Source organism: Flavobacterium rhizosphaerae (assembly GCF_046000445.1).
GTDB lineage: Bacteria > Bacteroidota > Bacteroidia > Flavobacteriales > Flavobacteriaceae > Flavobacterium > Flavobacterium rhizosphaerae.
In genome coordinates this window covers 1-674 of sequence record NZ_JBELPZ010000045.1, presented here as the reverse complement: position 1 = coordinate 674, position 674 = coordinate 1, and the positions used below count along the sequence as shown (strand labels likewise).

The window sequence follows — 674 nt, the reverse complement described above, 5'->3', positions numbered from 1 at the left end:
ATGTAGATCCGCGCCGAGGCATCCAGCCCGGTGATGTTCCAGTAGTCGTGGTAGCCATCCCCGTTCGGGGTAAAGTAGTTCGGGTAGTCAATAATGCTTACCCCTTCCAGTACCAGCATGTCACACGGGTTGTCTGTAGCCACATCACGCACATAGATGGTGTGCAGCCCCGCGGCAAGGTGGTTAAACACATTACTGTTCTGCCATGGGCCTTCCGGGTACAGGCTATACTGGTACTCCCCGTAGCCTTCTACCAGTACCGTTACGGTCTGGTTGTCGCTAAAGGCATTGCTTACCACTATACCGTCGCCTATGGCTACCGCAGGGCCGCTCTGCAGCACTTCAAACACGGCAGATTCCTGTGAGGTACAGTTCAGGGGTGCAGGGCCGGTTACCACTACCGTATAGCTGCCTGCCTGAGTAGCCGTATAGGTGCCCGAAGACGGGTCGGCACCAGCTATCGCAACACCGTTGTAGTACCACTGGTAGGTGTGCCCGTCAGGGGTAACACCGCTGTCCAGTACTAAATCGCTAAGCACCTGCCCGGTGGTGAAGTCCACACAGATGGTGTGGCTGCCATTGGCTGTGCTGATCTCCGGCTCAGGCAGTGGCTCTACCAGCAGCTCAAAGCTGGTGAAGTCGGCACAGCCGCTTACCGTGGTGGTATTGATGAT

General features: G+C 56.5%; 1 pseudogene. It reads right to left on the bottom strand.

The features are described 5' to 3' along the window. Positions 1-674 (bottom strand): annotated as a pseudogene (locus ABS766_RS16740) (adhesin); the annotation flags it as partial.